The organism is Streptomyces sp. NPDC046866, assembly GCF_040704625.1.
Lineage (GTDB): Bacteria > Actinomycetota > Actinomycetes > Streptomycetales > Streptomycetaceae > Streptomyces.
In genome coordinates, this window is record NZ_JBEYXN010000004.1 from 202,280 (window position 1) to 228,971 (window position 26,692).

A 26,692-nucleotide genomic window follows, 5' to 3' on the forward strand; every position below is an offset into this window, starting at 1 on the left:
TACGGGGGACGCGCGGGGGCCGCGGCGGGGTCCCGCCGCCGACCTCGGGGAACTGCGAGGGGCGGGCGGCTTGCCGTAGCGTTGCCTCTTCGGCGGTCGCCGCCGGGGGCCGTCGGGGCGCCCGCGCAGCGGCCCCGGCGCCCGTACGCACCACCGCAGCAGCAGACCCACCAGGACCGGCACCCCACGTGATCACCTCTTCCTCCGACCGCTCCCAGCGGCGGCGTACGCGGATCCCCGACGCGTACCGCCTCGTGCGCAGCGGGCCGAAGCGAGTGGACCCCCCTGTCCTGGACGCAAGCCAGCAGGCGGTGGTTGATCACACCACCGGGCCGCTGCTGGTCCTGGCCGGGCCGGGCACGGGCAAGACGACCACCCTGGTCGAGGCGGCCGCGGCCCGGGTCGAGGCGGGGACGGACCCGGCCCGGATCCTGATCCTCACCTTCAGCCGAAAGGCGGCGGTCGAGCTGCGCGACCGGGCCGCCCTGCGGCTCGGCGGCGCCCGCGCCCCGCAGGCCACCACCTTCCACTCCTTCTGCTACGGGCTGGTCCGCGCCCACCAGGACACCGACCTGTTCGCGGACCCGCTGCGGCTGCTGTCCGGGCCGGAGCAGGACGTCATGGTCCGCACGCTGCTCGAGGGCCAGCGCGAGATCCGGTCCATCCGCTGGCCCGACGACCTGCGCGCCGCGCTGACCACGCGCGGCTTCGCCGACGAGGTGCGGGCCGTGCTCGCCCGCGCGCGCGAGCTGGGGCTCGGCCCGGCGGCGCTGGACGCGTTCGCGGCCCGGATCGGCCGCCCGGACTGGAAGGCCGCCGCCGCCTTCCTCTCCGAGTACCTGGACGTCCTGGACATGCAGGGCACGCTCGACTACGCCGAGCTCCTGCACCGCGCCGTGCTGCTGGCGGAGCGGACGCCGGCGCTGGCCGCCGCGTACGACGTGATCTACGTCGACGAGTACCAGGACACCGACGCCTCGCAGCTGCGGCTGCTGCAGGCGCTGGCCGGGCCCGGCGGGACGCTGGTCGCCTTCGGCGATCCCGACCAGTCGATCTACGCCTTCCGCGGCGCCGACATCAACAACATCCTCGACTTCGAGGGCTCCTTCCCCGGGGCCGCGGTGCGCGCCCTGACGGTCGGCCGCCGCTCGGCGTCCGAGCTGCTGGCCGCCACCCGCCTGCTGGCCGCGCGCATGCCGGTGCCCCGGCTGCCGGCGCAGGCCGTACGGGCGCACCGCGGGCTGGCGCCGACCCGCGAGGGCGGCCGGGTGGAGGTGTACACGTACCCGACGGCCGGCGCCGAGCTGGACAACATCGCCGACATCCTGCGCCGGGCCCACCTGGAGGACGGCGTGCCCTGGCAGGAGATGGCCGTCCTGGTCCGCTCCGGCGGGCGCACGCTCCCGGCGATGCGGCGGGCCCTGATCGCGGCGGGGGTCCCGGCGGAAACGGACGGCACGGACACCCCGCTCCGCCACGAGCCGGCCGTCACCCCCCTCCTGACGGCCCTGCGCACCGCAGCGTTGTCGCTGACCGCACCCGAGCCCGGCACCGAAGCCGCCGCGGACGAGGGCGCCCGGGACGCGTCTGCGTCCGCCGGCGCCGCCGCGTCCGCCCCCGCGGCGACCGCTGCCGACGCCGCCGTGTCTGCGGCCGCGGGGCCGGCCGACGGGCCGGGGACCGCGGCCGACGGCACGCAGGACGACACGCCCTCCGGGGACGGAGCCGCGGCGCCCGGTTCCGCCCCGCGGACCGACGCCGAACAGGCGGCCGCGGCAGACCCCCGGACCGCTGCCGCCGAAGCTGCCTCCCCGCGGCCGGCCGTGCAGCCCGCCGGTGTCGCCGCCGAGGGCGACGGTGCGGAGCAGGCCGGCGTGTCCGCGCACGCGTCCGACGGGGGCGACGGCGGCGCCGGTGCGGCCGTGGATGCCGGGTGGGTCGGGGTCGAGGCGGCGCTCATGCTGCTGACCTCGCCGCTCGGCGGGATGGACGCCGCCGACCTGCGGCGGCTCGGGCGGGCGCTGCGGGACGAGGAGCGCGCCGCCGGCATCGCCGTGCCCGCGCCCTCCGACGTGCTGCTCGCCCGCGCCCTCGCCGAGCCGGAGCGGCTCGTCGCGCACGACCCCGCGTACGCCCGCGGGGCCCAGCGCCTCGGCCTGCTCCTGCGCAAGACCCGCGAGCTCCTCCAGGGCGGCGGCACCGCCGAGGAGGCCCTGTGGACCCTCTGGGACGGCACCCCGTGGCCGCAGCGCCTCGAACGCAGCGCCCGCCGCGGCGGCCCCGCCGGCCGCAACGCCGACCGCGACCTCGACGCGGTCTGCGCGCTCTTCGACACCGCCGCCCGCGCCGAGGACCGCACCGGCGGCCGCGGCGCCCTGAACTTCCTCGAGCAGCTGGAAGCCGAGGACATCGCCGCCGACACCCTCACCCGCCGGGCCGCCCGCTCCGACGCCGTCCGGCTGATGACCGCGCACCGCTCCAAGGGCCTCGAATGGCGCCTCGTCGTCGTCGCCGGCGTCCAGGAGGGCCTGTGGCCGGACCTGCGCCGCCGCGGCTCCCTCCTCGAGGCCGACCGCATCGGCCGCGACGGCCTCGCCGAGCCGCTCCCCGCCGGCGCCCTCCTCGCCGAGGAGCGCCGCCTGTTCTACGTCGCCGCCACCCGCGCCCGCGACCGGCTCGTCGTCACCGCCGTCAAGGCCCCCGCCGAGGACGGCGACCAGCCCTCCCGCTTCCTGGCCGAGCTCGGCGTTACCCCCAAGGACGTCACCGGCCGCCCGCGCCGCCCCCTCGCCGTCCCGGCGCTCGTCGCCGAGCTGCGCGCCACCACCGTCGACCCCGAGGCCTCGCCGGCCCTGCGCGACGCCGCCGCCCGGCGCCTGGCCCGGCTGGCCGCGCTCACCGACGACGAGGGCCGGCCGCTGGTGCCCGCCGCCCACCCGCAGCGCTGGTGGGGCCTGTACGAGCCCACCCGCAGCAGCGTCCCGCTGCGCGACCGCAACCGCCCCGTCGCCCTCTCCGGCAGCGCCCTGGACCAGCTCGCGAACACCTGCTCCCTGCAGTGGTTCCTGGGGCGGGAGGTCAAGGCCGACGCGCCGGCCACCGCCGCCCAGGGCTTCGGCAACGTCGTCCACGTCCTCGCCGACGAGGTCGCCTCCGGCCGGACCCCCGCCGACCTCGCCGTGCTCATGGAGCGCCTCGACTCCGTCTGGGACGCCCTCGCCTTCGACGCGCCCTGGAAGTCCCGCCAGGAGAAGGACAACGCCCGCGCCGCCCTGGAGCGCTTCCTACGCTGGCACACCACCGACCGCGGGGGCCGGGCGGCGGTCGCCACGGAGCACGACTTCGACGTCACGCTCGAAGCGGGCGAGTACGCCGTCCGGATCCGGGGCTCCATGGACCGGGTCGAGGCGGACCCGCAGGGGCGCGCGTACGTCGTCGACTTCAAGACCGGCAAGTCGGCGCCGACCAAGGCCGAGGTGGCCCGCCACCCCCAGCTCGCCGTCTACCAGCTCGCCGTCCGCGCGGGCGCCGTCGACGAGGTCTTCGACGGCGTACGGCCCGAGCCGGGCGGCGCCGAGCTCGTCCACCTCCGCCAGGGCGCGGCCAAGCGCGACGGCGGCGAGACGGTCCCCAGGGTGCAGGCGCAGGAGGGGCTGTCGGCCGGCTCCTCCGGCGCATGGGTCGGGGAGCTGCTGGCCACGGCCGCGGGACGGGTCCTCGACGAGCGCTTCGCCCCCGCCACCGGCAGCCACTGCGACCACTGCTCCTTCCGCAGCGCGTGCAGCGCCCGCCCCGAGGGCCGCCAGACGGTGGAGTGAGCCCGCCCGGCCCGCCGGCCGTCCACAGGTGTGATGCGGGTCGCGGGCAGTGTCGGCGCGGACGGCTAGCCTTTCCGGGTGTCCGCGCGTCCGTCCCCCCTCACCGACCCCGAGCAGCTCAAGGAGCTCCTCGGCATCCCCTTCACCCCCGAACAGCTGGAGTGCATCACCGCCCCGCCCGCCCCGCAGGTCATCGTCGCCGGCGCGGGCTCCGGCAAGACCACGGTCATGGCGGCCCGCGTGGTCTGGCTGGTCGGCACCGGAACGGTCGCGCCCGAGCAGGTCCTCGGCCTGACCTTCACCAACAAGGCCGCCGGCGAACTGGCCGAGCGCGTACGGGGGGCCCTCGCGCGGGCCGGCGTCACCGACCCGGACCCCTCCCCGGCCGACCACCCCGATGCGGCCGGCGGCGAGCCCCGCATCTCCACGTACCACGCCTTCGCCGGCCAGCTGCTGAAGGACCACGGCCTGCGCATCGGGCTGGAGCCCAGCGCCCGGCTGCTCGCCGACGCCACCCGCTTCCAGCTCGCCGCCCGCGTGCTGCGCGAGGCGCCCGGCCCCTACCCGGCGCTGACGAAGTCGGTCCCCGACCTGGTCAGCGACCTGCTGGCGCTGGACGGGGAACTCTCCGAGCACCTGGTCGCGCCCGAGCGGCTGCGCGCGTACGACACCGCCCTGCTGGAGGAGCTGGCCGGCGCCCGCCTGACCAACGACGACCTGCGCAAGGTCCCCGAAGCGGTCCGCGGCCGCCTGGAGCTGCTGGAGCTGACCGAGCGCTACCGCGCCGCCAAGCGCTCCCGCGACCTGCTCGACTTCAGCGACCAGATCGCCCTGTGCGCGGAGCTCGCCACCACCCGGCCCGAGGTGGGGGCGCTGCTGCGCGAGGAGTTCCGGGTGGTCCTGCTGGACGAGTACCAGGACACCTCCGTCGCGCAGCGGCTGCTGCTGTCGGGGCTCTTCGGCGGGGGCACCGGGCACGCCGTGACCGCCGTCGGCGACCCCTGCCAGGCGATCTACGGCTGGCGCGGCGCGTCCGTGGCCAACCTGGACGACTTCCCCGAGCACTTCCCGCACGCCGACGGCCGCCCCGCCACCCGCTTCTCGCTCAGCGAGAACCGGCGCAGCGGCGGCCGCCTCCTCGACCTCGCCAACGGGCTGGCCGCCCCGCTGCGCGCCATGCACGAGGGCGTCGAGGCGCTGCGGCCCGCGCCGGGCGAGGAGCAGGCCGGCTCGGTGCGCTGCGCGCTGCTGGCCACGCACGCCGAGGAGCTCGACTGGCTCGGCGACTCGGTCGCGCACCTGGTCCGCACCGGGACCGAGCCGCGCGACATCGCGGTGCTGTGCCGCTCGGCCGGGGACTTCGCGCAGATCCAGGCGGCGCTGGTGGCCCGGGACGTGCCCGTCGAGGTGGTCGGGCTGTCGGGGCTCCTGCACCTGCCCGAGGTGGCCGACCTGGTCGCGGTGTGCGAGGTGCTCCAGGACCCGGGGGCCAACGCCTCCCTGGTCCGGCTCCTGATCGGGCCGCGCTGGCGGATCGGCGCCCGCGACCTGGCCCTGCTGGGTCGGCGGGCGCGGCAGCTCGTCGGGCGGGTGCCCGGCGAGGTGGACCCCGACGGGCGGCTGGCCGCGGCCGTGGAGGGCGTGGACCCGGCCGAGGTCGTCTCGCTGGCCGACGCCCTGGAGACCTTCCTGGACGGTGCGGGCGGCGGCCCGGGCGCCGCGGAGGGCCCAGACGACCTGCCGTTCTCGGCGGCCGCCCGGGTCCGCTTCGCCCACCTCGCGCAGGAGCTGCGCGACCTGCGGCGCTCGCTCTCCGACCCGCTGATGGACGTCCTGCACCGGGTGCTGGCCGTGACGGGCCTCGACGTCGAGCTGTCGGCGTCGCCGCATGCGCTCGCCGCCCGCCGCCGCGAGACCCTTTCGTCCTTCCTGGACGTGGCCGCCGGCTTCGCCTCCCTCGACGGCGAGGCGTCGCTGCTGGCCTTCCTCGGCTTCCTGCGGACGGCCGTGCAGTACGAGAAGGGCCTCGACCACGCGCTTCCGGGCGGGGAGAACACGGTGAAGGTGCTCACCGCCCACAAGTCCAAGGGGCTGGAGTGGGACGTGGTCGTCGTCCCCGACCTGTGCGCGGGCTCCTTCCCCAAGCAGAAGCCGCCGGAGGCGTGGACCTCGTACCCGAAGGTGCTGCCGTACGCGCTGCGCGGCGACGCCGCCACCCTGCCCGCGGACCCGGAGTGGACCTCGGCCGGGCTGAAGTCCTTCAAGGCCGCCCTCAAGGAGCACAAGGAGGTCGAGGAGCTCCGCCTCGGCTACGTCACGTTCACCCGCCCGCGCTCCCTGCTGCTGGCCTCCGGCCACTGGTGGGGCCCGACGCAGAAGAAGCCGCGCGGGCCGTCGCCGTTCCTCCAGGCGCTGTACGGGCACTGCGCGGCCGGCCACGGGGAGATCGAGGCGTGGGCTCCCGAGCCCGACCCGGAGGAGGAGAACCCGGCCCTGTCGGCCGGCTCGGCGCCGGACCAGTCCTGGCCCCTGCCCCTGGACCCCGCGTCCCTGGCCCTGCGCCGGGCGGCTGCGGCCCTGGTCGAATCCCACCTGGCGGCCCCCGCACCCGCGGCGGAGGAGGACCCCTACCTCTGGCCCCCGCACTGCGAGGACCCGTCCTACGACGAGGAGCCCTGGCCCGCCGACGGCCCCGACGTGCCCGCGGCGGGCCCGGACGACGACCTCTGGCTGCCCGCCGACCCGTCGCCGCTGTCCGCGCCCCCGGCGGGCGACTCCGGCACGCCTGTGGCGGACCCGGACGCCGAGCTCTGGCTGCCGGCCGACCCGTCGGCGTCGCCCGCGCCGCCCGCCGACGGCTCCCGCACTCCTGCGGAGGCCCCGAACGACGAGCTGTGGCTGCCCGGTGACCCGTCGGCGGGCGCCGACGCGCCCCGGGGCGCCGCCCCGGCGCCCGGCGGCGGTCGCGGAGCGACTGCGCCCGGCCACGGGGTCCGGGGCGGAGCTCCGGTTTCGGGAAGGGGCGGGGCGGGGGAAGAAACCGCTCCCGGCGCCCCCGCGCCCAGCGCCGCCGACACCGACCCGTGGCTGCCCGGCGGCGTGCCCGCGCGCACCGCGGACCGGCCCGGGCCCGCCGGGGCGCACGGGCTCAGCCCCGAGGAGGCGCGGACCGTCGACTCCTGGGACCGGGACCTCGACGCCCTGGAGGGCGAGCTGCGCCGCGCCCGCGAGGCGGTCCGCGACGTGGAGCTCCCCGCCGCCCTCTCGGCGAGCCAGCTGCTGCGCCTCGCCGCCGACGAGGCCGGCTTCGCCCGCGACCTCGCCCGCCCCATGCCCAAGCCGCCCCAGCCGGCCGCCCGCCGGGGCACCCGCTTCCACGCCTGGGTGGAGTCCCGGTTCGAGGAGCTCCCGCTCCCGTTCCTGGACGTCCTCGACCCGGAGACCGGCCTGCCCGGCTCCGACCAGGAGGTGGCCGACGAGGCCGACCTCGACGCCCTCAAGGCCGCCTTCGAGCGCAGCCCGTATGCGGAGCGGACCCCGTACCGCCTGGAGGTCCCGGTCCAGCTCACCCTGGCGGGCCGGGTGGTCCGCGGCCGCATCGACGCCGTGTACCGCGATCCGGAGCCCGGGGCCCCCTACGCGTACGAGATCGTCGACTGGAAGACCGGCCGCACCACCGAGGCCGACCCCCTCCAGCTGGCGGTCTACCGCCTCGCCTGGGCGGAAGCCACCGGCACCCCCCTCGACCGGGTCGGCGCCGCCTTCCTCCACGTCCGCAGCGGCCGCGTGATCCGGCCCCGCGACCTGCCCGGCCGGGCCGGTCTTGAGCGGATCCTCCAAGGCGAAACGGGCACCGGCGGCGGCCCCCGGAGGGCCGGATAGGCTCGTGGGCATGAGCGACCTCCCGGCGGACACCGTCGTCCGCACGTACATCGACACGCACCGCGCCGCCTTCCTCGAGGACCTCGCGGAGTGGCTGCGCATCCCCTCGGTCTCGGCCCAGCCCGAGCACGCGGACGACGTACGACGCAGCGCCGAGTGGCTCGCCGCTCACCTCGAGAAGACCGGCTTCCCGACCGCCGAGGTCTGGGAGACCGCCGGCGCGCCCGCCGTCTTCGCCGAGTGGCCCAGCCACGACCCCGAGGCCCCGACCGTCCTGGTCTACGGCCACCACGACGTGCAGCCGGCCGCCCTGGCCGACGGCTGGCGCACCGAGCCGTTCGAGCCGGTCGTCAAGGACGGCCGGATGTACGCGCGCGGCGCCGCCGACGACAAGGGCCAGGTCTTCTTCCACACCCTCGGCGTACGGGCCCACCTGGCCGCGACCGGCGCCGAGGCGCCCGCCGTCCACCTCAAGCTGCTGATCGAGGGCGAGGAGGAGTCCGGCTCTCCCCATTTCCGCGCCCTGGTGGAGCGCGAGGCGGCCCGCCTCGCCGCCGACGTGGTCATCGTCTCCGACACCGGCATGTGGTCCGAGACCACCCCGACCGTGTGCACCGGCATGCGCGGCGTCGCCGACTGCGAGATCGACCTGCACGGGCCCGACCAGGACATCCACTCGGGCGCCTTCGGCGGGGCCGTGCCCAACCCGGCCACCGTCGCCGCCCGCCTGGTCGCGGCGCTCCACGACGCCGACGAGCGGGTCACGATCCCCGGCTTCTACGACAACATCGCCGAGCTGACGGACGAGGAGCGGGCCCTGATCGCCGAGCTGCCGTTCGACGAGGCGCAGTGGCTGCGCACCGCGAAGTCGCACGCGGCCGCCGGCGAGAAGGGCTACTCCACGCTGGAGCGCGTCTGGGCCCGCCCGACCGCCGAGGTCAACGGCATCGGCGGCGGCTACCAGGGCCCCGGCGGCAAGACCATCGTGCCCGCCTCCGCCCACCTGAAGCTGTCGTTCCGCCTGGTGTCCGGCCAGGACCCGTACGAGATCGAGGCCGCGGTGCGCGACTGGGTCGCGGCCCGCATCCCGGACGGGATCCGCCACTCCATCGTCTTCGGCGCCCCGACCCGCCCGTGCCTGACGCCGCTGGACCACCCCGCGCTGCAGTCGGTCGTCCGGGCCATGGGGCGCGCCTTCGGCCAGAAGGTCCGCTTCACCCGCGAGGGCGGCTCCGGACCCGCGGCCGACCTGCAGGACGTGCTGTCCGCGCCCGTGCTGTTCCTCGGCATCTCGGTGCCCTCGGACGGCTGGCACTCGCCCAACGAGAAGGTCGAGCTCGACCTCCTCCTCAAGGGCGTCGAGACGGCCGCCCACCTGTGGAGCGACCTGGCCGCCACCTGGAAGCCGTGAGCCGTGAGCCGAGAGCCCCGAACCGGCCGAGAGCCCCGAACCACGAGCCGTGGGCCGCGGTCCTGAGCCGCGAGCCCCGCACCGCCCGCCCGTCACGCGTCACCGAGCCCGCCCGTCCCAGCCACCGGGGGAGTTGGAAGTACCAGTGAGCACCCATACCGAGCACCCGATCTCGCTCGCCGCGCCCAGCGGGATCGACCGTGCCGCACACCACCGCCTCGACGAGGCATGGCTCGCCGCCGCGTGGAGCCACCCGACGACGCGGGTCTTCGTCGTCTCCGGCGGCCAGGTCCTGATCGACGACACCCCCGACGGGGGCACCGGGATCGTCATGACGCCGGCCTTCGAGGCCCCGCTCACGGAGACCCACCGCTACTTCCTGGGCACCGACGAGGACGGCGTACGGTACTTCGCGCTGCAGAAGGACGCCCTGCCGGGCCGGATGGACCAGTCGGCCCGCCCGGCCGGCCTGCGCGAGGCCGGGCTGCTGCTGTCCCCGCGCGACGCCGGGCTGATGGTGCACGCGGTGGCGCTGGAGAACTGGCAGCGGATGCACCGCTTCTGCTCGCGCTGCGGCGAGCGCACCGTGGTCGCGGCCGCCGGGCACATCCGGCGCTGCCCGGGCTGCGGCGCCGAGCACTACCCGCGGACCGACCCGGCGGTGATCATGCTGGTCACCGACGACCGGGACCGGGCGCTGCTGGGCCGCCAGGTGCACTGGCCGGAGGGCCGCTTCTCGACGCTGGCCGGCTTCGTGGAGCCGGGCGAGTCCATCGAGCAGTCCGTGGTCCGCGAGGTCTGGGAGGAGGCGGGCGTCCAGGTCGGCGAGGTCGAGTACGTCGCCAGCCAGCCCTGGCCCTTCCCGTACAGCCTGATGCTGGGCTTCACCGCCCGCGCCGTCTCCTGCGAGATCAACGTCGACGGCGAGGAGATCGAGGAGGCCCGCTGGTTCTCCCGCGAGGAGCTGCGCGCGGCGTTCGAGTCCGGCGAGGTGCTGCCGCCGTCGGGGATCTCGATCGCGGCCCGGCTGGTCGAGCGCTGGTACGGCGAGCCGCTGCCCCGCCCGGCCGCGTAGCCCGGGCGCGGGGTTCCTCACACGCGCGCACCGCGCACAGCGAAGGCCCCCGCCCGAGGGCGGGGGCCTTTCCGTCGCACCGGAACGGGCCGGAACGGCCCGGTCAGACGGCGAGCGCCTGCTGCACCTGGGCGAGGCTCGGGTTCGTCATGACCGACTCGGTGCCGGCGGGCGAGACGACGAGCACGGTGGGAACGGTCTGGTTCCCGCCGTTCGCCTTCTCGACGAACGCCGCGGACTCCGGGTCCAGCTCGATGTTGATCTCGTTGTACGCGATGCCTTCCCGGTCCAGCTGGGTCTTCAGCCGGCGGCAGTAGCCGCACCAGGTCGTGCTGTACATCGTCACGGAACCCGTGTCCTGCATGCTGCGCTCCTTCGTGGGTGGGTCTGGGCGTGGTGCCGAGTACTCGAACGTACGGGACCCGGGAGCCATTCCCGCACCCGCGGTGCAGCCGGTACGTCAAGTACGACCGGCGGGGGCGCCCTGTGGACGCAGGCCTGTGGACAGAGGTCCCGCCCGCCACTGCGGACCTGGCAGCATGTTGGGGTGACAGCAGCAACGCACTTCCCGTCCTTCCCCGCCGGCGCCGAGGCGGCCGAGTCGGCCGACGCGGTGCTCCTGGGCCTGGACCCGGAGCAGCGCGAGGTCGCGACGACCCTGCGCGGACCGGTGTGCGTGCTGGCCGGAGCGGGGACGGGCAAGACCCGGGCGATCACCCACCGCATCGCCTACGGCGTCCGGTCCGGGCAGCTGATGCCCGCCAGCGTGCTCGCCGTCACCTTCACCAACCGCGCCGCCGGCGAGATGCGCGGCCGCCTGCGCTCGCTGGGCGCGGGCGGCGTCCAGGCGCGGACCTTCCACTCCGCCGCCCTGCGCCAGCTGCAGTACTTCTGGCCCAGGGCGATCGGCGGGGACCTGCCCCGGCTCGTCGAGCGGAAGGTGCAGCTGGTCGCCGAGGCGGGCGCCCGCTGCCGGCTGCGGCTGGACCGGGGCGAGCTGCGCGACGTCACCGGCGAGATCGAATGGGCGAAGGTCACGCAGACCGTGCCCGCGGACTATCCGGCGGCGGCCCTCAAGGCCGGCCGCGAAGCCCCCCGCGACATGGCCGAGATCGCCCAGATCTACGCCACGTACGAGCAGCTCAAGCGCGACCGAGCCATGATCGACTTCGAGGACGTGCTGCTGCTGACGGTGGGCATCCTCCAGGACCGGCACGACATCGCCGAGCAGATCCGCAGCCAGTACCAGCACTTCGTCGTCGACGAGTACCAGGACGTCAGCCCGCTCCAGCAGCGGCTGCTGGAGCTGTGGCTCGGCGAGCGCGACAGCCTCTGCGTCGTCGGCGACGCCAGCCAGACGATCTACTCCTTCACCGGCGCCACCCCCGACCACCTGCTGGACTTCCGCGCCCGCTACCCGCACGCCACCGTGGTCAAGCTGGTCCGCGACTACCGCTCCACCCCGCAGGTCGTGCACCTGGCCAACGGGCTGCTCGCCCAGGCGCGGGGCCGCGCCGCCGAGCACCGCCTGGAGCTCGTCTCCCAGCGCGAGCCCGGCCCCGCCCCGGTCTACGCCGAGTACGCCGACGAGCCCGCCGAGGCCGAGGGCGTCGCCGCCCGGATCCGGCAGCTGGTCTCCGCCGGGGTCCCGGCCGGCGAGATCGCCGTGCTCTACCGCATCAACGCCCAGTCCGAGGTCTACGAGCAGGCCCTCGCCGATGCCGGGGTCCCGTACCAGCTGCGCGGCGCCGAGCGGTTCTTCGAGCGGGCCGAGGTGCAGAAGGCGATGCTCGCCCTGCGCGGAGCCGCCCGCTCCGGCGGCAACGACCCGCTCCTCGACGACGTGGTCGAGCTCGGCTCCCAGGTCCGGGCCGTGCTCAGCTCCACCGGCTGGAGCGCCGAGCCGCCCGCCGGCTCCGGCGCCGTGCGCGACCAGTGGGAGTCGCTGGCCGCCCTGGTCCGCCTCGCCGAGGACTTCGCCCGCGCCCGGCCCGGCGCCACCCTCGCCGACCTCGCGGTCGAGCTGGAGGAGCGCCGGGCCGCCCAGCACGCCCCGACCGTCCAGGGCGTCACCCTCGCCTCGCTGCATGCCGCCAAGGGCCTGGAGTGGGACGCCGTGTTCCTCGTCGGCCTCACCGACGGCATGATCCCGATCACGTACGCCAAGACCGACGAGCAGATCGAGGAGGAGCGCAGGCTGCTCTACGTCGGCGTCACCCGCGCACGGCACCACCTGACGCTCTCCTGGGGCCTCTCGCGCTCCCCGGGCGGCCGGGCCTCCCGTCGGCCCAGCCGCTTCCTGAACGGGCTGCGGCCCGGCTCGGGGGCCCTCGCGCCCCGGGCCGGCGCCCCGTCCGCCGGGCCGGTCCCCGCAGGGCGCGGCCGCACCCGCCGCGGCCCGGTCCGCTGCCGGGTCTGCGGCAGGACGCTGACCGAGGCGGGCGAGCTGAAGCTGATGCGCTGCGAGGACTGCCCCTCCGACATGGACGAGGGGCTGTACGAGCGGCTGCGGGAGTGGCGGGCCGTGCGGGCCAAGGAGCAGGGGTTGCCCGCGTACTGCGTCTTCACGGACAAGACGCTCATGGCGATCGCCGAGGCCGCGCCCGGCGAGGACGGCGAGCTCGCGGCGATCCCCGGCGTGGGCGTCCGCAAGCTCGACCGGTACGGGGCCGACGTCCTGGCGATCTGCGCAGGTCAAGAGCCCGGCGGGGGCGAGGCGGCCGACGCGTAGAAACTCGTCGGAAAAATAGTTTGCACATGCCCAGCGAATCCCCATAGGTTCTTAGCAACGGAAACGGTGGCTTCACACGAAGCTCCGGATCCGTGCTGTACTTATCCGAATACGCATGGGACGGGCCCCCGGGCCCCCGTCCCCGAGACGCCGAGAGGAGGCGAGACCAGTGACCAGCTTCATGACCAGCACCAAAATGACCGATCGCTCGGTCGCCGCTTCCTGCACCCTCGGCTCCACCCTGCTCGGTTCCGTCTCCGTCCTCCCGCTCCCGGGTACCGGTCTGTCTGCGATTTCCGCCGGCGACCGCGTCCTGGCGGCCGCGCCCGCCGCGCTGCTCGCGAGCGAGCGCAATGAGCGACCGACCCAGGCACCGGTGGCAGTACTGGCAGAAGCCCAGGCCCAGGCCTATGGCTTTGCCGCCGCGGCCGGTGCCGGAACGCAGACGAAGCAGACGCAGCACCAGCACCACCTGATGTGGGCCTTCCGTGGGCTCGAACCCTGGAGTGATCCAGCCTGATCCGATGATCAGGCCGGCGCCTTCAGGGCCGCGGAACCCCACCCGGGATCCGCGGCCCTTCTGTTTGCCCCCAAACGGGGGCGGCAGCCCGAAGGAGCCTCGGGACTGGCAAGACCAGGTACCAGCCGCCCCCGGCCGACCCCGGCCGGAACGACTAGACGAACAAGACGAGGAAGAAAACACCGTGCAACTCGAAGCGCACGCCCCGTCCGTACCGCAGACCCACACGATCTCCCCGCCCGCCGTCCCGGAGGACTCCGCCTTGACTCCCCTCACCGCGCTCACCGCGCTCGACGACGCCATCGAGAACCTCGGTGTACCCGTCGCCTGCCGCACCTACGACCCGGAGGTCTTCTTCGCCGAGTCCCCGGCCGACGTCGAGTACGCCAAGTCCCTGTGCCGCACCTGCCCGCTGGTCGAGGCCTGCCTCGCCGGCGCGGTCGAGCGCCGCGAGCCCTGGGGTGTCTGGGGTGGCGAGCTCTTCGTCCAGGGTGTGGTCGTCGCCCGCAAGCGTCCCCGTGGCCGCCCGCGCAAGAACCCGGTTGCCTCGGCATGAACGCCACCATCGGAACCATCGACCGCCCCCTGACGCACGACCCCCTGAAGCAGGCCCCCATGACCGCCCACACGACGAGCGAGAAGCCGCACGGCTCCGCCACCGCAGACTTCATCACCACCGGCGCGATCACCTCGCGTCAGAACAGGACCCGCGAAATGCAACTCATCCCAGAAGCCCTGGCCCGTGCACATATGGAGGACCGGATGCGTGAGGTCGACGCCGAGCGTCGCGCCCTGCGCCTGGTCGCCGCCCGCCGCATGCAGCGGCGAGCCGAGCGCGTCTCCATGCGCGCCCGCCGTGCACTGGCGATGGCCGTCATGCACTGACGGCCCCGACCACCGCTGACCGCCGGTCGAGCCGGCGGCACGGCAGCCTCCCGGGGGGACCGGTCCGAACGGACCGGTCCCCCCGGTGCGTTGCGGACCGCTCCGCGGCCCCGCGGGGATATCGTCTGGAGGTGGACCAGCCGACTCCCCATCCCGCCCAGCCGGGACCCGAGGCGCAGCCCGTCGTCTGCGCGCGCTGCGGCACCCGGGCCCCCGCCGGCGTCGCCCCGCCCACCTGGACCTGCTCCGTGGAGAACGGGGCCAGACAGTACTTCTGCGTGGACTGCGCGCGCGCCAACCTCCGCGCGATCGAGGGCCGCCTCGACTCGTCCTGGTGGTGACCGCCCCCGGTGCGCGGCCCCGCCCGCTCACTCCTCGGGCAGGAACCCCGGCAGCCAGGACTCCAGTTCGCCCCGCAGCCGCACCGTCGCGCCCAGCTGGCACAGCACCCCGATCGTGCTCAGCGTGACCCGGTGGATCAGCAGGTACGAGGGCGGCAGATTGATCTGCCGGCCCAACTGGTGGGCGGGGGAGCGGGGGTCGGCTATGCGGGCCGCCTGCCCGCGCAGCCACGACCGGGTGAAGGTGAACTCCTCGGCCTCGGCCGGCTCGATGATCGGCCGCAGGTAGGCGAGCACCGCCTCCGGGTCCAGCTCTATGGACTCCCGCACGAACCCCTCCGCGCACAGGTGCCCGTAGATCCCCTCGGCGTCCCCCTCCAGCGTCATGCGCAGCGAGGTGCCGATCGGCTTGGGCCACCCGCCCGGCAGCCGGTCGACCGTGCCGAAGTCCAGCACGCCCAGCCGCACCCGGCCGTCCGGCCCCGCCAGCAGCCGGAAGTTCCCCGGGTGCGGATCGGCGTGCAGCAGCCCCGTGCGCGCGGGCCCCGTGAACAGGAACCGGGCCAGCAACTGCCCCGCGCGGTCCCGCTCCTCCTGCGTGCCGTCGGATATCACCTCCGACAGCGGGGTCCCCTCCAACCACTCCGTCACCAGCACCTGGTCGCCTTGGTGCACCACCTCCGGTACGACCACGTCCGGATCGCCCTCGAACGCATCCGCGTGGGTGCGCTGCGCCTCGGCCTCCAGCTCGTAGTCCAGCTCCTCCACGACCCGCTCGCGCAATTCCTGGATCAGCGGCTTGAGATCCATCCCGGGCACGAGCGGCCCCAGCAGCCCCGCGAACCGGCCCAGTTGCCTCAGGTCCGACACCAGCGCCTCACCGGCCCCCGGATACTGGACCTTGACCGCGACCTGCCGCCCGTCGTGCCACACCGCCCGGTGCACCTGCCCGATCGAGGCCGCCGCGGCCGGCTTGTCCTCGAACTCCTCGAACAGATCCCGCCAATCGTCACCCAGCCGCTCTGCCAGCACCTGGTGCACCGTGTGCGCGGGCAGCGGCGGAGCCGCCTCCTGGAGCTTGGTCAGCGCCGCCCGGTACGGCCCGGCGAAGTCCTCGGGCAGCGCGGACTCGAAGACGGACAGGGCCTGCCCCACCTTCATGGCGCCGCCCTTCAACTCCCCGAGCGTGCGGAAGAGCTGATCGGCAGTGCGCTGCTGGATCTCGCGCGCCACGATCTCCGCCGACTTGCCCCCGATCCGCTTTCCGAGCCCCCAGGTGGCCCGACCCGCTATGCCCAGCGGCAGAGCGGCCAGTTTGACGGTCCGGGTGACCGCCTTCCGGGGAAGATCAGACATGCGCCCCTCCAATTCCCAGACAGCCGTGGCGCAAGCGGCGGTTCAGGGGTGCCCTCCCCGTGCCTGCGGTCAAAACGCATCCTGCCATGGCCCTTCCCACCCGCCGGGCCCGCATCTCCCGGCCTCCGCCAGGACTCGAATCCGGCCATCGGCGGCCGCTGCCGACCCGGGTGGGAGACCATGGTCGGCAGCACACCAGGACGGATCTCGAAAGGGCTGTGCATGGCGGGGCGGGGGCCTTCGAGGCAGGAACTCATCAGGCGGCGGCGTTCCAGCGGATTCGTCGGCCGCCAGGGAGAGGTGGCGGCCTTCCGCGACACCCTGCGCCGGCCCCCGGACGAGGCGACGCAGTTCCTCTTCCACGTCCGCGGCCAGGCCGGGGTCGGGAAGTCCTCCCTCGTACGCCGGTTGGAGACCATCGCCCGCGAAGACCAGGCGATCACCGCCTGCGCGGACGAATCCGCCGCCGACGCCATCGAGACGATGGAGGTCATCAGCGCCCAGTTCGCCCAGCAGGGTGCCCCGCTGAAGGCCTTCGACAAACTGCTGGCCACCTACCGCCAGCGCCGGCACGAGGCCGACGCCGGAATCGGCACCGCCGGAGCCGACCCCGCCGCCGGCGGCGCCCCGGCTCCCTCTCCCTCCAGCGTGGTCGCCTCCCAGCTGGGCCTGGCCGGACTCGGCCTGATCCCCGGGGTCGGCCCCTTCGCCGGCGCCGTCGACCCGAACCAGGTCGCCGCCGGCGCGGACCGGGTCAAGGCCCTCCTCAGCACCCGCCTGCGCAGCCACGGCGACGTCGAACTCGTCCTCTCCCCGCTCGACGCCCTCACTCCAGTCTTCCTGGAAGAGCTCGCGGGCGTCGCACGCAAGCACCCGTGGATCGTGCTCTTCTTCGACACCTACGAGCGCACCGGGCCGATGCTCGACACCTGGCTCCGCGACATCCTGGTCAGCGACCGCCACGGGGAACTCCCCGCGAACGTGCTGGTCGTCCTCGCCGGCCAGTCCCGGCTCGCCGCCCGCTGCTGGGAGGACTGGCAGGACCTGGTCACCGACTGGCCGCTGGAGGTCTTCACCGACACCGAGGCCCGCACCCTGCTCGCCGGCAAGGGAGTCACCGACGAGCGGATCGTCGAGGTGATCCTGCGCCTGTCGGGCCGGCTCCCGGTCCTGGTCTCCACCCTCGCCGAGACCCAGCCGGCAAGCGTGGAGGAGATCGGCGACCCCAGCGGCACCGCCGTGGAGCGGTTCCTGAAGTGGGAGACCGACCCCGCCCGCCGGGCCGCCGCCCTGGCCTGCGCGTTCCCCCAGGAGCTGGACGAGGACGTGTACCGGGCGGCCGTCGAGGAGGAGGCGGCCGAACTCTTCGGCTGGCTCCGCTCCATGCCCTTCGTCACCGACCGCTCCGGCCACTGCCGCTACCACCAGGTGGTCCGTACGGCGATGCTGCGCCTCCAGCGCAGGCAGTCCCCCGCACGCTGGGAGCGGCTCCACGGCCGCCTGGCCGACGCCTTCCACGGGCGCCGGGCCCGGCTGGAGGAGGCCGCCGCCCCGCCGGACGGCTGGTGGTCGGACGAGAACTGGCGCGGCCACCGCCTCCAGGAGACCTACCACCGGCTCTGCGCCGACCCCCGAGGCGCCCTCCCCGCCGCCCTCGGCGAGCTCCTCGACGCCTACGACCACGGCATCACCACCCTCCACCGCTGGGTCCAGGCCCTGGACCAGGCCGGCCGGGACACCGAGTCCGCGGACCTGGCCTCCTGGAGCGAACGCCTCCGCGAGGCCCTGAAACAGCCGGACCCCCGCATCGCCACCCTGACGCTCCTGCTGACCCGCGCCCCGCTCGACACCGCCGGCCGCTGCCTCGCCCTGACGCTCCGGGGCCGGGACCACCGCAACGCCGAGCGGTACGCCGAGGCCCTGGCGGACTACGCGCAGGCCCTCGCCCTCGACCCGGAGACCGAACGCGCCCACTACGGCCGCGGCCGCACGCACGAGCTCACCGAACGCTTCGAAGAGGCCGTCGCGGACTACACCCGCGCACTCGAACTCGACCCCGAGTACGTCTGGAGCCTGGTCTGCCGGGGGTACTGCCACCACAACCTCGGCCGGCACGAGGAGGCGCTCGCCGACTACGACCGGGCGATCGAGCTCGCTCCGGACGACTTCGGGGCGTTCGTCCAGCGCGGCGCCCTCCACCGCAGCACCGGCCGGTTCGACGAGGCCCTCGCGGACTTCGACCGCGCCCTCGAGATCGAACCGGACAGCGCCTGGGCCTTGGCAAGCCGGGGCTGGGTCCTCACGAGCACCGGGCGGTACGAGGAAGCCCTGACCACCCTCGACCGGGCGATCGAGGCCGACCCCGACTACGCCTGGGCCAGGGTGGCCCGAGGGGAATGCCACCGGCTGTGCGAGCGGTACGAAGAGGCGCGGGCCGACTACACCCGTGCCCTCGAGCTGGAGCCCGATGACTCCTCGGCGCTGGCCTCCCGCGGGGACGTCTTCCGGCTGACGGGCCGGTACGAGGAGGCGCTCGCCGATCTCACGAGGGCCGTCGAGCTCACGGCGGACTACGGCTGGGCCCTCGCCCACCGCGGCGAGACCTACCGGCTCATGCGCCTGTTCGACCAGGCTCTGGCCGACTTCGACCGCGCGATCGAGCTCACCCCGGGGTACCGGTGGGCCCTGCGGCACCGCGGACTGACGCATGAAGTGCTCGGCCAGTACGGCGAAGCCAGGGCCGACTACACCCGAGCCATCGAACTGGGGCCGGATGATGCCTGGGCCCTCAGCGACCGGGGGGACGTCTTCATCAAGCTGGGCCGGGTCGAGGAGGCGCTGGCGGACTACACCCGTGCGGACGAGGTCCGGCCCGACAACGCGTCGGTGCTGACCCGCTCGGGTGCCACCCGGCGGCTGCTCGGCCAGTACGACCAGGCGCTGGCCGATCTCACGCGCGCGATCGCACTCGACCCCGACGAGGCCTGGACCCACTACGAAACGGCCGTGGTGCTGCACGTACTCCGGCACCCCGAGCGAGACCACCACTTGGAACGGGCGGTCGGACTCCTTTCCGCGCCCCAAGAGCCCGACGACCACGCCAACCTCGTCCTCGCCCACTGCGTACGGGCCCGCTGGGACGAGGCGGAGCGGTCCCTCGCCCGCTTCCTGGACCTCAACCCGCCCAGGGGCACGGTGGACGAGCTGCTCATGAGCCTGCGCAGCCTGCTCCCGGTGCTCGCCTGGGCGCAGCCGCGGATCCCGGAGTTCTGCCGCGCCGTGGAGGAGCGGCTCGCCGCGCCGGGATGACAGCCGGCTCACGACCCGACCTCCTGCTCCTGCTCCCGCCCCGCCGTGAGCGAGGCCGCGGCGCACGGGCAGTCCGGATGCGGGCGGACCGCGGTGCGCTCCCAGTGCAGCCCGGGCAGGGCGGCCTCCCAGCGGGCCGCCGTGGAGGCCGGGAGCTCCCCGTCCAGGAAGGACAGCGCATGGGCCGCGGCCAGCCCGGCCACCGCCGTGGCCACCCCCAGGTCGCAGGCGGCGCCGGCCCGTCGGCGGTGCGCCGAGCGCCACTGCACGAGCATCCGCGGCCAGGCCGGGTCCCGATCGACCCGCTCCCGCTCCATGCAGCCCGCGCAGGCCGTGGCCCCCGGCAGCACCAGCGGTCCGACCAGGCCGGTCCCCTCCAGCACCCCGGCGTACAGGTGCGGGGTGCCGGCGGCGATCCAGTCGGACGCGGTTCCCGGATCCGGGGCCCAGGCGTGCAGCCCGTCCCGGGGCGCGACCACCACCAGGGCCGTCCCACCGTCGGGCCCCTCGCGCTCCCCGGCGCCCGGTGGCCGCCCCGGGGCCGACTCGCGGACCAGCCGCGCCGCGGCCTCGGCGCGCAGCCGGCCGATGCTGCCGGGCCCCAGCCCGCCGGGCGCCACGTCGGCCGGCTCCACCCGGCCGCCGTCGAGCACTTCGACCCGGCCCACGCCGGCTCCCGCCAGGACCCCGGCGATCATCGCGCCGACGCGGCCGCTGCCGCGCACCTAGACCCGTAACCTCCGCCGCGCCGCGACCCCCCGCAGGTCCCCGCCCGGCTCACGGTGCACCAGGGACAGCGAACCCAGGTCGGGCCCCAGCCGCTCCAGCGTCTCCGGCCGCCTGCGCACCGCCTGGGCCTGCGGACCGCCCGCCGTGGCGTCGTCGATCAGCCCGGCCGCGGCCAGCCGCCGTACCAGCGCGTCCACCTGGCCCTCCGGCAGGCCCATCCCCGCGCCTTCCGCCCGCAGCCGGTCCATGCCCCGCGTCCCGTCGATCCGGTCGATCAGCGACCCGGTCGCCGTGTCCACCGGACCCAGCACCACCGCATGCGCGGGCGTCACCCCGAACTGCACCGTCTGCAGATCCCGCCACGCCCTGGCCAACGCCGGCTTCACCTTCGGATACATCGCCTTGCCCCCTCGTCCACCCACCGCCGCGTTCGCCCCGGGCTCCCGCCGCGTTCTGCCGTCCCCCGCAGAGTGCCCGCCCGCCGCCCTCCGTGCGCGCATTCGTCCACAGGCGACCCCTATAAGGCATATGAGATGCAGGATGGGCGCGCTTTCCGCACCGGCTGCGCACCGATCATGTTCGAACCGCGGAGCGGCGGTACGCCGACCGCGGCGAACGGGTACGGTCGAGGGCGTGTCCGCCGACCCCACGCAGCGCGCCGTCGAAGTCCGCCGGAGCGCGCGCCGCCGCAGGACCGTGTCCGCCTACCGCGAGGGCGACCGTACGGTCGTGCTCATCCCTGCCCGGATGTCGGAGGCCGAGGAGCAGCGCTGGGTCGGTGTCATGCTCGACAAGCTCGCCGCGCAGGAGAGCCGGCGCACCCTCGGCGACGCCGAACTGGCCGAGCGCGCCGCACGCTTGTCCGAGCAGTACCTCGGTGCCCGCGCCCGCCCGCGCTCGGTGCGCTGGGTCACCAACCAGAACACCCGCTGGGGTTCGTGCACCCCCGCCGAGGGCAGCATCCGCCTCTCGCACCGCCTCCAGGGCATGCCGGAGTACGTGGTCGACTACGTGCTGCTGCACGAGCTGGCCCACCTCCTCGTCGCGGGCCACGGGCCGCGCTTCTGGGAGCTGCTGGAGGCCTATCCGCGCACCGAGCGCGCCCGCGGCTACCTCGAAGGGGTGGCCGCCGCCGAGCGCCTCCCCAAGGTGCCGGCGCCCCGTGCGGAGTGAGGCGCCGTGTACCGGGTCGGTACCGGCTTGGCCGGATGTCGCCGGATGGGGCTAGCCTGAGCGGCACGCAATTCACTGTCGGGATGGGGGACGGTCGTTACGTATGGCCAGGGAATTCCAACGCGGTCACAAGGCCAGGATCAGCGATCTGACGGCAGGCACCGATCTGTACGTGGGCGTCCAGATCGCCGGGCCGGGACTCGCCTTCGACATCAGCTGCTTCGGCCTCGACGCCGATGAGCGGCTGTCGGACGACCGCTACTTCGTCTTCTACAACCAGCCGAAGTCGCCGGAGGAGTCGATCCAGCAGCTCGGCCCGCAGGCGGGTGACACCGAGTCGTTCCGGGTGACCCTGGACCGCATCCCGGCCGCCATCCACAAGCTGTCCTTCACCGCCACCATCGACGGCCCCGGCCAGATGTCGCAGATCGGCCCCGGCTACATCCGGATCGTGGCCGGCGGCGAGGAGGTCGTGCGGTACTCGTTCACGGGCGCGGAGTTCAGCACCGAGCGCGCGGTGATGCTCGGCGACTTCTACCTCAAGGACGTGTGGCGCTTCGCCGCCGTCGGCCAGGGCTTCGACGGCGGACTCGCCGCCCTGCTGAAGAACTTCGGCGGCGAGGTCGCCGAGGAGGACGAGCAGGAGCAGCAGGCCCCGGCCCAGGCGCAGCAGGCCGCCCCGGCCCAGGCCGCCGCCCCCGCCTTCGCCCCGCCGCCGGCCGCCGCCCCCGCCCCCTCCTTCGGGGCCCCGGTCCAGGCACCCGCGCAGCCGCAGGCCCCCCAGGCCCCGCAACCCCAGGCCCCCGCCCCGCAGTACCAGCAGCCCGCCCCGCCGGCCGCGCCCGCCCCGGTTCACTCGGCGCCCACCATGGTGGGCCCCATCGCCCCGCAGGCGCCGCAGGCCCCCGCCCCGTACGGACAGCCGCCCCCGCCGCAGCAGCCGGGCCCGCCCTCCTACGGCCAGGTCCCGCAGCCGCCGCAGCCGAGCTACGGCCACCAGCAGCCCGGTTACGGCCAGGTCCCGCCGCCGGCCCCGGCCCCCGCGCCCTACGGCCAGCAGCAGCCCGGCTACGGCCAGGTCCCCGGCCAGCAGCCGCCCCCGTACGGCCAGCAGCCCGCGCCCGGTTACGGCCAGGCGGCCCCGCAGGCCCCCGGCGGCGGCCTCGGCGCGGCCCTCCAGCCGTACAAGGAGGTGCCCACGGGCGCCCGCTGGACGGCGCAGAACCAGCAGCTGATGCGCGTCGACCTGGCAATGGGCGGCCAGCCCGTGCTCGCCCGCCAGGGCAGCATGGTTCTCTACCAGGGCAAGGTGGACTTCAGCTACAAGGGAGCCGGCTTCGCCGGCCGCATCGTCGGCAACGCCACCGGCCAGGAGATGCAGCTGATGCGGTGCAGCGGCCGCGGCCAGGTCTTCCTCGCCGAGAACGGCGCCCACCTGCACGCCATCGAGCTCCAGGGCGACGGCATCTGCGTCTCCTCCGAGAGCGTCCTCGCCTTCGACGAGTCCCTGCACCACGAGGTCCGCCGCATCGAGGGCCACGGCATCCCGGGCGGAGCCCTGTTCACCATGCTCTTCCAGGGCACCGGCACCGTGATCGTCAAGACGCACGGCACCCCCGTCGTGCTGCCCGTCACCCCGACCACCTTCGCCGACAGCAACGCCATCGTGGCGTGGTCCGCGGCCTCCCAGGTGATCGTTTCCAGCCAGGTCCGGCTGCGCCGCAACGCCTACCCGGGCCACAGCGGGGAGACCGTGAACCTCCAATTCCGCGGTGCCCCCGGCAACTTCATCGTCGTCCAGCCGTACGAGGTCTGAGGGAGCCCGTCATGAACGCAATGAACCAGCAGCTCGCGGGCTACGCCCCCACCCCCGTCACGGCCCGCATGGAGAACCACGGCCGCGCGATGCTCAAGGTCGCCATGCAGAGCGGCCAGGACCTCTTCGCCCGCACCGGATCGATGGTCGCCTACGAGGGCTTCGTCCAGTACGAGCCCAACCCGCCGGCCCTGCGCCAGATGGCCTCGCAGTGGCTCACCGGCGAGGGCACCCCGCTGATGAAGTGCACCGGCGACGGCCTGCTCTACCTCGCCGACTACGGCGCCGACGTCGTCGTCATCCACCTCGACAACGACGCCCTGTCGGTCAACGGCACCAACGTCCTCGCCTTCGACGCCCACCTCCAGTGGGGCGTCGAGCGGGTCAAGGGCATGGCCAAGTTCGCCGGCCAGGGCCTGTTCAACGTGCAGATCGCCGGCACCGGCTGGGTGGCCATCACCTCCCGCGGCACCCCCATCGTCGTCGACTGCGGCCGCGGCGAGGACGAGACCTACGTCGACCCGGACGCGCTCGTCGCGTGGTCGCCGAACCTCAAGGTGAAGGGGAAGCGCAGCTTCAAGGCCTCGTCGATGATCGGCCGGGGCAGCGGGGAGGCCTACCAGATGGCCTTCTCCGGCCAGGGCATCGTCGTCGTACAGCCCAGCGAGGACAGCACCGACCGGCTCCGGACCCGGGGCTGAGGGGGAGCGGACACACATCATGCAGAGCTCACTTTTCGGCCACGCCGAACAGCAGTCCCAGGACCGGTACACCGTCCAGAACCCGCAGCTGCTGCGGGTCACCCTGGCCGGCTCCGACGACGTCCTCGCCCGCAAGGGCTCCATGGTCGCCTACCAGGGGATCATCGACTTCGACGGCGAGTACCAGAGCAGCAGCCAGCGGGGCGCCCGCCGCCGCACCGGCGAGGGCCTGGACCTGATGCGCTGCTCCGGGCAGGGCACGGTCTACTTCGCCAACCTCGCCCAGCACGTGCACGTCCTCGACGTGGACCACGAGGGCCTCACGGTCGACAGCAGCTACGTCCTGGCCATGGACTCCAGCCTGCACGCCGAGGTCATCGCGGTGGACAGCCAGTACGGGATCTCCGGCTCCGGCAAGTACCAGCTGAACATCACCGGCCGCGGCAAGGTGGCCCTGATGACCTCCGGGCAGCCGCTGATGATGCAGGTCACCCCGGACAAGTACGTCAACGTGGACGCCGACGCGATCGTCGCCTGGTCCACCTCGCTGCGCGTGCAGATGCAGGCCCAGACGCACTCCTCGGGCGTCTGGCGGCGCCGCGGCAACACCGGCGAGGGCTGGGAGCTCAGCTTCCTCGGAACCGGCTTCGCCCTGGTGCAGCCCAGCGAGGTGCTGCCGCCGCAGAACGCGCAGCTCGGGCAGGGCATCGCCGCGCAGTTCGGCATGGGCCAGCACGGGGCCCACGCCCAGAACCAGAACAACGTCTGGAACTGAGCGCTCCACCACCGCCGAGGGGCGGGGCCGCACCGGCGGCCCCGCCCCTCGCACATCACACGGGCGCCCCGCCGCCCGAGCGGGTCGGCCGGCGGGCGGCTCTGCTCACGCGCCCAGTCGCGCCCGGGTCGCCTCGACCAGCCGCACCACCGAGGTGTCGGCCACCGCCGCAACCTCCTCGTACGGGAACCAGCGCAGGTCCAGCGACTCGTCGCTGATCTCCGCGGTCGCACCGGCCGGGGCCAGCGCCGCGTACTGCACGTCGAGGTGCCAGTTGCAGGGCGCCGGGATCGGATGCCGGTCCAGCCGCACCGGCCCGCCCGCCAGCAGCGTCAGCCCCGAGGCGATGCCCGACTCCTCGACCGCCTCGCGCATCGCCGCCGCGGCGAGCGTGGCGTCACCGGGCTCGCAGTGCCCGCCCATCTGCAACCACAGGCCGAGCTTCTTGTGCAGGGTCAGCAGCACGCGGCCGCCCACGGGGTCGATCACCAGCGCGCTGCCCGTGACGTGCCCGGCCTGACAGGGCTTGTAGACCCCGTCGGGATGCGCCGCCAGGTGCTCGAGGTAGACCTCGCGCAGGGCGCTCTGCTGCTCGTCGCGGCCCTCGTACCCCTTCAGGACCAGGACGGCGTCCTCGTACAGGCTCACTTCCCGTCCTCACCCTCGCCCCGGCTGCCGCCCTCGTCGCCGCCCTTGTCGCCGCCATTGTCGCCCTGCTCGCGCCGCTGCGCCGCCTCGCCGAGCATCTTGTCGATCTCGGAGAAGTCCAGCTGCTCGCGGTGGACGAAGCCGTCCGGGTCGTCGAGGTCGGAGGCCGTCGGCAGCATGTCCGGGTGCTCCCACAGCCCGTCGCGCCCCTCCACGCCGCGCGCATCGGTCAGCGAGGCCCACAGCCGCGAGGCGTCCCGCAGCCGGCGCGGCCGCAGCTCCAGCCCGATCAGCGTCGCGAACGTCTGCTCCGCCGGGCCGCCCGAGGCGCGCCGCCGCCGCATGGTCTCGCGCATCGCGTCCGCCGAGGTCAGCCGGGGCTTGGCCGCCTCGTGGACCACCGCGTCCACCCAGCCCTCGACCAGCGCGAGGGCCGTCTCCAGGCGGGCCAGCGCGGCCTTCTGCTCGGGGGTGTCCTGCGGCTGGAACATGCCGCCCTGCAGGGCCTCCTGCAGCTGCTCCGGGTTGGTCGGGTCGATCTGACCGACCACGTCCTCCAGCTTGGAGGTGTCGACCTTGATGCCGCGCGCGTACCCCTCGACCGCGCCGAACAGGTGCGAGCGCAGCCACGGCACGTGCGCGAACAGCCGGGCGTGCGCCGCCTCGCGCAGGGCCAGGTACAGCCGGACCTCCTCCGAGGGCACCCCGAGGTCCTTGCCGAAGCCCTGGATGTTCAGCGGCAGCAGCGCCGCCTTGCCGGCCGGGCCCAGAGGCAGCCCGATGTCGGTGGAGCCGACGACCTCGCCCGCGAGCACGCCCACGGCCTGGCCGATCTGCTGGCCGAACATGGCCCCGCCCATGGAGCGCATCATGCCGAGCAGCGGGCCCGCCATGGCCTGCATCTCCTCGGGCACGACGCTGCCCATCGCCGCGCCGACGCGCTCGGCGACCGGGTCCACGAGCTCCTTCCACACCGGCAGGGTCGCCTCGACCCACTCGGCGCGGCTCCAGGCGACGGCCGTGGTCGCGCCCGAGGGGAGGGAGGTCACGTCGTCCAGCCAGTGGTCGGCCAGGCGCACGGCCTCCTCCACGGCGGACTTCTCCGCGATGCCGACGCTCGCGTCCTTCACACCGTCCGAGGTGCCCTGGGCGACGGTCCGGCGGGCGACGTCCTTGGCCATGTCCCAGTTCACGGGACCGCCCTCGTAGCTCAGCATCTGGCCCAGCTGCTGGAAGGCCGCGCCCAGGTCGGCGGGGTTCATCTGGCCGAACATCGCGGCGAACGGGTTGTCCGCACCGCCCTGCCCGCCCGCCCCGCCGCCGGGCAGGCCGAAGCCGCCGAACCCGAACGGATTGGGGCCGCCCTGGCCGCCGCCCTTCTTCTTGCCCTCGTCGCCGTTCTCCGGCTCCTCCGGCGGAAGGCCGAATCCGAATGGGGTGTCGCTCACGGGTTTCCTCGGCTCGTAGGGCCGCCGGCGGGCGCCGGCGGGCAAGTGGTCCCACAACACCACCCAGCGTAGAC

The 26,692-nt window shown here is 74.7% G+C and carries 18 protein-coding genes and 1 pseudogene; 14 read left to right on the plus strand and 5 right to left on the minus strand.

What is annotated here, in order from left to right; genetic code table 11:
- Nucleotides 1-275: 275 nt before the first annotated feature.
- The 4 genes from AB0953_RS09325 (at nucleotide 276) to nudC (ending at nucleotide 10,186) form a co-directional block, all read left to right on the plus strand.
- Entirely contained in the window at nucleotides 276-3,818 is a 3,543-nt protein-coding gene (locus tag AB0953_RS09325) for an ATP-dependent DNA helicase (RefSeq protein ID WP_366858942.1), read from the plus strand.
- Nucleotides 3,819-3,896: 78 nt separating this feature from the next.
- Nucleotides 3,897-7,700: a UvrD-helicase domain-containing protein gene (locus tag AB0953_RS09330; RefSeq protein ID WP_366858798.1), complete on the plus strand. Its 3,804-nt coding sequence runs from the start codon at nucleotides 3,897-3,899 to the stop codon at nucleotides 7,698-7,700.
- 10 nt (nucleotides 7,701-7,710) lie between these two features.
- A complete protein-coding gene (locus AB0953_RS09335) occupies nucleotides 7,711-9,111 on the plus strand; it encodes a dipeptidase (RefSeq protein WP_366858799.1) in 1,401 nt (466 codons plus the stop codon).
- Nucleotides 9,112-9,244: 133 nt separating this feature from the next.
- Nucleotides 9,245-10,186 carry an NAD(+) diphosphatase gene (nudC, locus tag AB0953_RS09340; RefSeq protein ID WP_366858800.1) on the plus strand — a complete coding sequence of 314 codons (942 nt, stop codon included), beginning with the start codon at nucleotides 9,245-9,247 and terminating at the stop codon, nucleotides 10,184-10,186.
- 103 nt (nucleotides 10,187-10,289) lie between these two features.
- Here nudC and AB0953_RS09345 read toward each other — a convergent pair whose 3' ends face one another.
- Entirely contained in the window at nucleotides 10,290-10,550 is a 261-nt protein-coding gene (locus AB0953_RS09345; protein WP_361908712.1) for a mycoredoxin, read from the minus strand.
- A 183-nt stretch (nucleotides 10,551-10,733) separates the two neighbouring features.
- On the opposite strand from AB0953_RS09345, the gene AB0953_RS09350 reads away from it, so the two are divergent.
- The 5 genes from AB0953_RS09350 to AB0953_RS09370 all read left to right on the plus strand — a co-directional run bounded on the left by AB0953_RS09350 (nucleotide 10,734) and on the right by AB0953_RS09370 (nucleotide 14,663).
- Entirely contained in the window at nucleotides 10,734-12,917 is a 2,184-nt protein-coding gene (locus AB0953_RS09350; protein ID WP_366858801.1) for an ATP-dependent DNA helicase UvrD2, read from the plus strand.
- A 169-nt stretch (nucleotides 12,918-13,086) separates the two neighbouring features.
- Nucleotides 13,087-13,437, plus strand: a complete 351-nt coding sequence (locus AB0953_RS09355) for a hypothetical protein (RefSeq protein WP_366858802.1) — start codon at nucleotides 13,087-13,089, stop codon at nucleotides 13,435-13,437.
- Nucleotides 13,438-13,621: 184 nt separating this feature from the next.
- Nucleotides 13,622-13,993 (plus strand): WhiB family transcriptional regulator, encoded by a 372-nt coding sequence (locus AB0953_RS09360; RefSeq protein ID WP_366858803.1) that lies wholly within the window; start codon nucleotides 13,622-13,624, stop codon nucleotides 13,991-13,993.
- On the plus strand, nucleotides 13,990-14,322 hold the full coding sequence (locus AB0953_RS09365) for a hypothetical protein (protein WP_366858804.1): 333 nt from the start codon (nucleotides 13,990-13,992) through the stop codon (nucleotides 14,320-14,322). The genes AB0953_RS09360 and AB0953_RS09365 overlap by 4 nt, the downstream gene beginning before the upstream one ends.
- A gap of 131 nt (nucleotides 14,323-14,453) precedes the next feature.
- Nucleotides 14,454-14,663, plus strand: coding sequence for a hypothetical protein (locus AB0953_RS09370; RefSeq protein ID WP_366858805.1), 210 nt, complete (start codon nucleotides 14,454-14,456; stop codon nucleotides 14,661-14,663).
- Nucleotides 14,664-14,690: 27 nt separating this feature from the next.
- On the opposite strand, the gene AB0953_RS09375 is transcribed toward AB0953_RS09370, so the two are convergent.
- Entirely contained in the window at nucleotides 14,691-16,019 is a 1,329-nt protein-coding gene (locus tag AB0953_RS09375; protein ID WP_366858806.1) for an AarF/ABC1/UbiB kinase family protein, read from the minus strand.
- A gap of 222 nt (nucleotides 16,020-16,241) precedes the next feature.
- On the opposite strand from AB0953_RS09375, the gene AB0953_RS09380 reads away from it, so the two are divergent.
- The gene (locus AB0953_RS09380; RefSeq protein ID WP_366858807.1) at nucleotides 16,242-19,328 is read left to right on the plus strand and encodes a tetratricopeptide repeat protein; all 3,087 of its coding nucleotides are present in this window, start codon (nucleotides 16,242-16,244) and stop codon (nucleotides 19,326-19,328) included.
- An 8-nt stretch (nucleotides 19,329-19,336) separates the two neighbouring features.
- On the opposite strand, the pseudogene AB0953_RS09385 reads toward AB0953_RS09380, so the two are convergent.
- Nucleotides 19,337-20,455: pseudogene (locus tag AB0953_RS09385) on the minus strand (ThiF family adenylyltransferase).
- A gap of 235 nt (nucleotides 20,456-20,690) precedes the next feature.
- Here AB0953_RS09385 and AB0953_RS09390 point away from each other — a divergent pair.
- The 4 genes from AB0953_RS09390 to AB0953_RS09405 all read left to right on the plus strand — a co-directional run bounded on the left by AB0953_RS09390 (nucleotide 20,691) and on the right by AB0953_RS09405 (nucleotide 24,522).
- The gene (locus AB0953_RS09390; protein ID WP_366858808.1) at nucleotides 20,691-21,230 is read left to right on the plus strand and encodes a M48 family metallopeptidase; all 540 of its coding nucleotides are present in this window, start codon (nucleotides 20,691-20,693) and stop codon (nucleotides 21,228-21,230) included.
- A gap of 103 nt (nucleotides 21,231-21,333) precedes the next feature.
- A complete protein-coding gene (locus AB0953_RS09395) occupies nucleotides 21,334-23,046 on the plus strand; it encodes a TerD family protein (protein WP_366858809.1) in 1,713 nt (570 codons plus the stop codon).
- Nucleotides 23,047-23,066: 20 nt separating this feature from the next.
- Complete coding sequence (locus tag AB0953_RS09400; RefSeq protein ID WP_366858943.1) at nucleotides 23,067-23,747, plus strand: AIM24 family protein; 681 nt, start codon at nucleotides 23,067-23,069, stop codon at nucleotides 23,745-23,747.
- Between the two features lie 19 nt (nucleotides 23,748-23,766).
- Nucleotides 23,767-24,522, plus strand: a complete 756-nt coding sequence (locus tag AB0953_RS09405) for an AIM24 family protein (RefSeq protein ID WP_366858810.1) — start codon at nucleotides 23,767-23,769, stop codon at nucleotides 24,520-24,522.
- 105 nt (nucleotides 24,523-24,627) lie between these two features.
- On the opposite strand, the gene AB0953_RS09410 is transcribed toward AB0953_RS09405, so the two are convergent.
- Together AB0953_RS09410 and AB0953_RS09415 are read right to left on the minus strand one after the other, a co-directional pair.
- Nucleotides 24,628-25,170 carry an NUDIX hydrolase gene (locus AB0953_RS09410; RefSeq protein WP_366858811.1) on the minus strand — a complete coding sequence of 181 codons (543 nt, stop codon included), beginning with the start codon at nucleotides 25,168-25,170 and terminating at the stop codon, nucleotides 24,628-24,630.
- Entirely contained in the window at nucleotides 25,167-26,618 is a 1,452-nt protein-coding gene (locus tag AB0953_RS09415) for a zinc-dependent metalloprotease (protein WP_366858812.1), read from the minus strand. Before AB0953_RS09415 ends, AB0953_RS09410 begins: the two co-directional genes overlap by 4 nt.
- Between the last annotated feature and the right edge of the window lie 74 nt (nucleotides 26,619-26,692).

What these genes read in the sequence shown, in the direction of transcription:
- AB0953_RS09365 (WP_366858804.1), top strand. Translation starts at nt 13,990, where the DNA reads ATGAACGCCACCATCGGAACCATCGACCGCCCCCTGACGCACGACCCC.
- AB0953_RS09380 (WP_366858807.1), top strand. Translation starts at nt 16,242, where the DNA reads ATGGCGGGGCGGGGGCCTTCGAGGCAGGAACTCATCAGGCGGCGGCGT.
- AB0953_RS09375 (WP_366858806.1), bottom strand. Translation starts at nt 16,019, where the DNA reads ATGTCTGATCTTCCCCGGAAGGCGGTCACCCGGACCGTCAAACTGGCC.
- AB0953_RS09395 (WP_366858809.1), top strand. Translation starts at nt 21,334, where the DNA reads ATGGCCAGGGAATTCCAACGCGGTCACAAGGCCAGGATCAGCGATCTG.
- AB0953_RS09345 (WP_361908712.1), bottom strand. Translation starts at nt 10,550, where the DNA reads ATGCAGGACACGGGTTCCGTGACGATGTACAGCACGACCTGGTGCGGC.
- AB0953_RS09335 (WP_366858799.1), top strand. Translation starts at nt 7,711, where the DNA reads ATGAGCGACCTCCCGGCGGACACCGTCGTCCGCACGTACATCGACACG.
- AB0953_RS09405 (WP_366858810.1), top strand. Translation starts at nt 23,767, where the DNA reads ATGCAGAGCTCACTTTTCGGCCACGCCGAACAGCAGTCCCAGGACCGG.
- AB0953_RS09400 (WP_366858943.1), top strand. Translation starts at nt 23,067, where the DNA reads ATGAACCAGCAGCTCGCGGGCTACGCCCCCACCCCCGTCACGGCCCGC.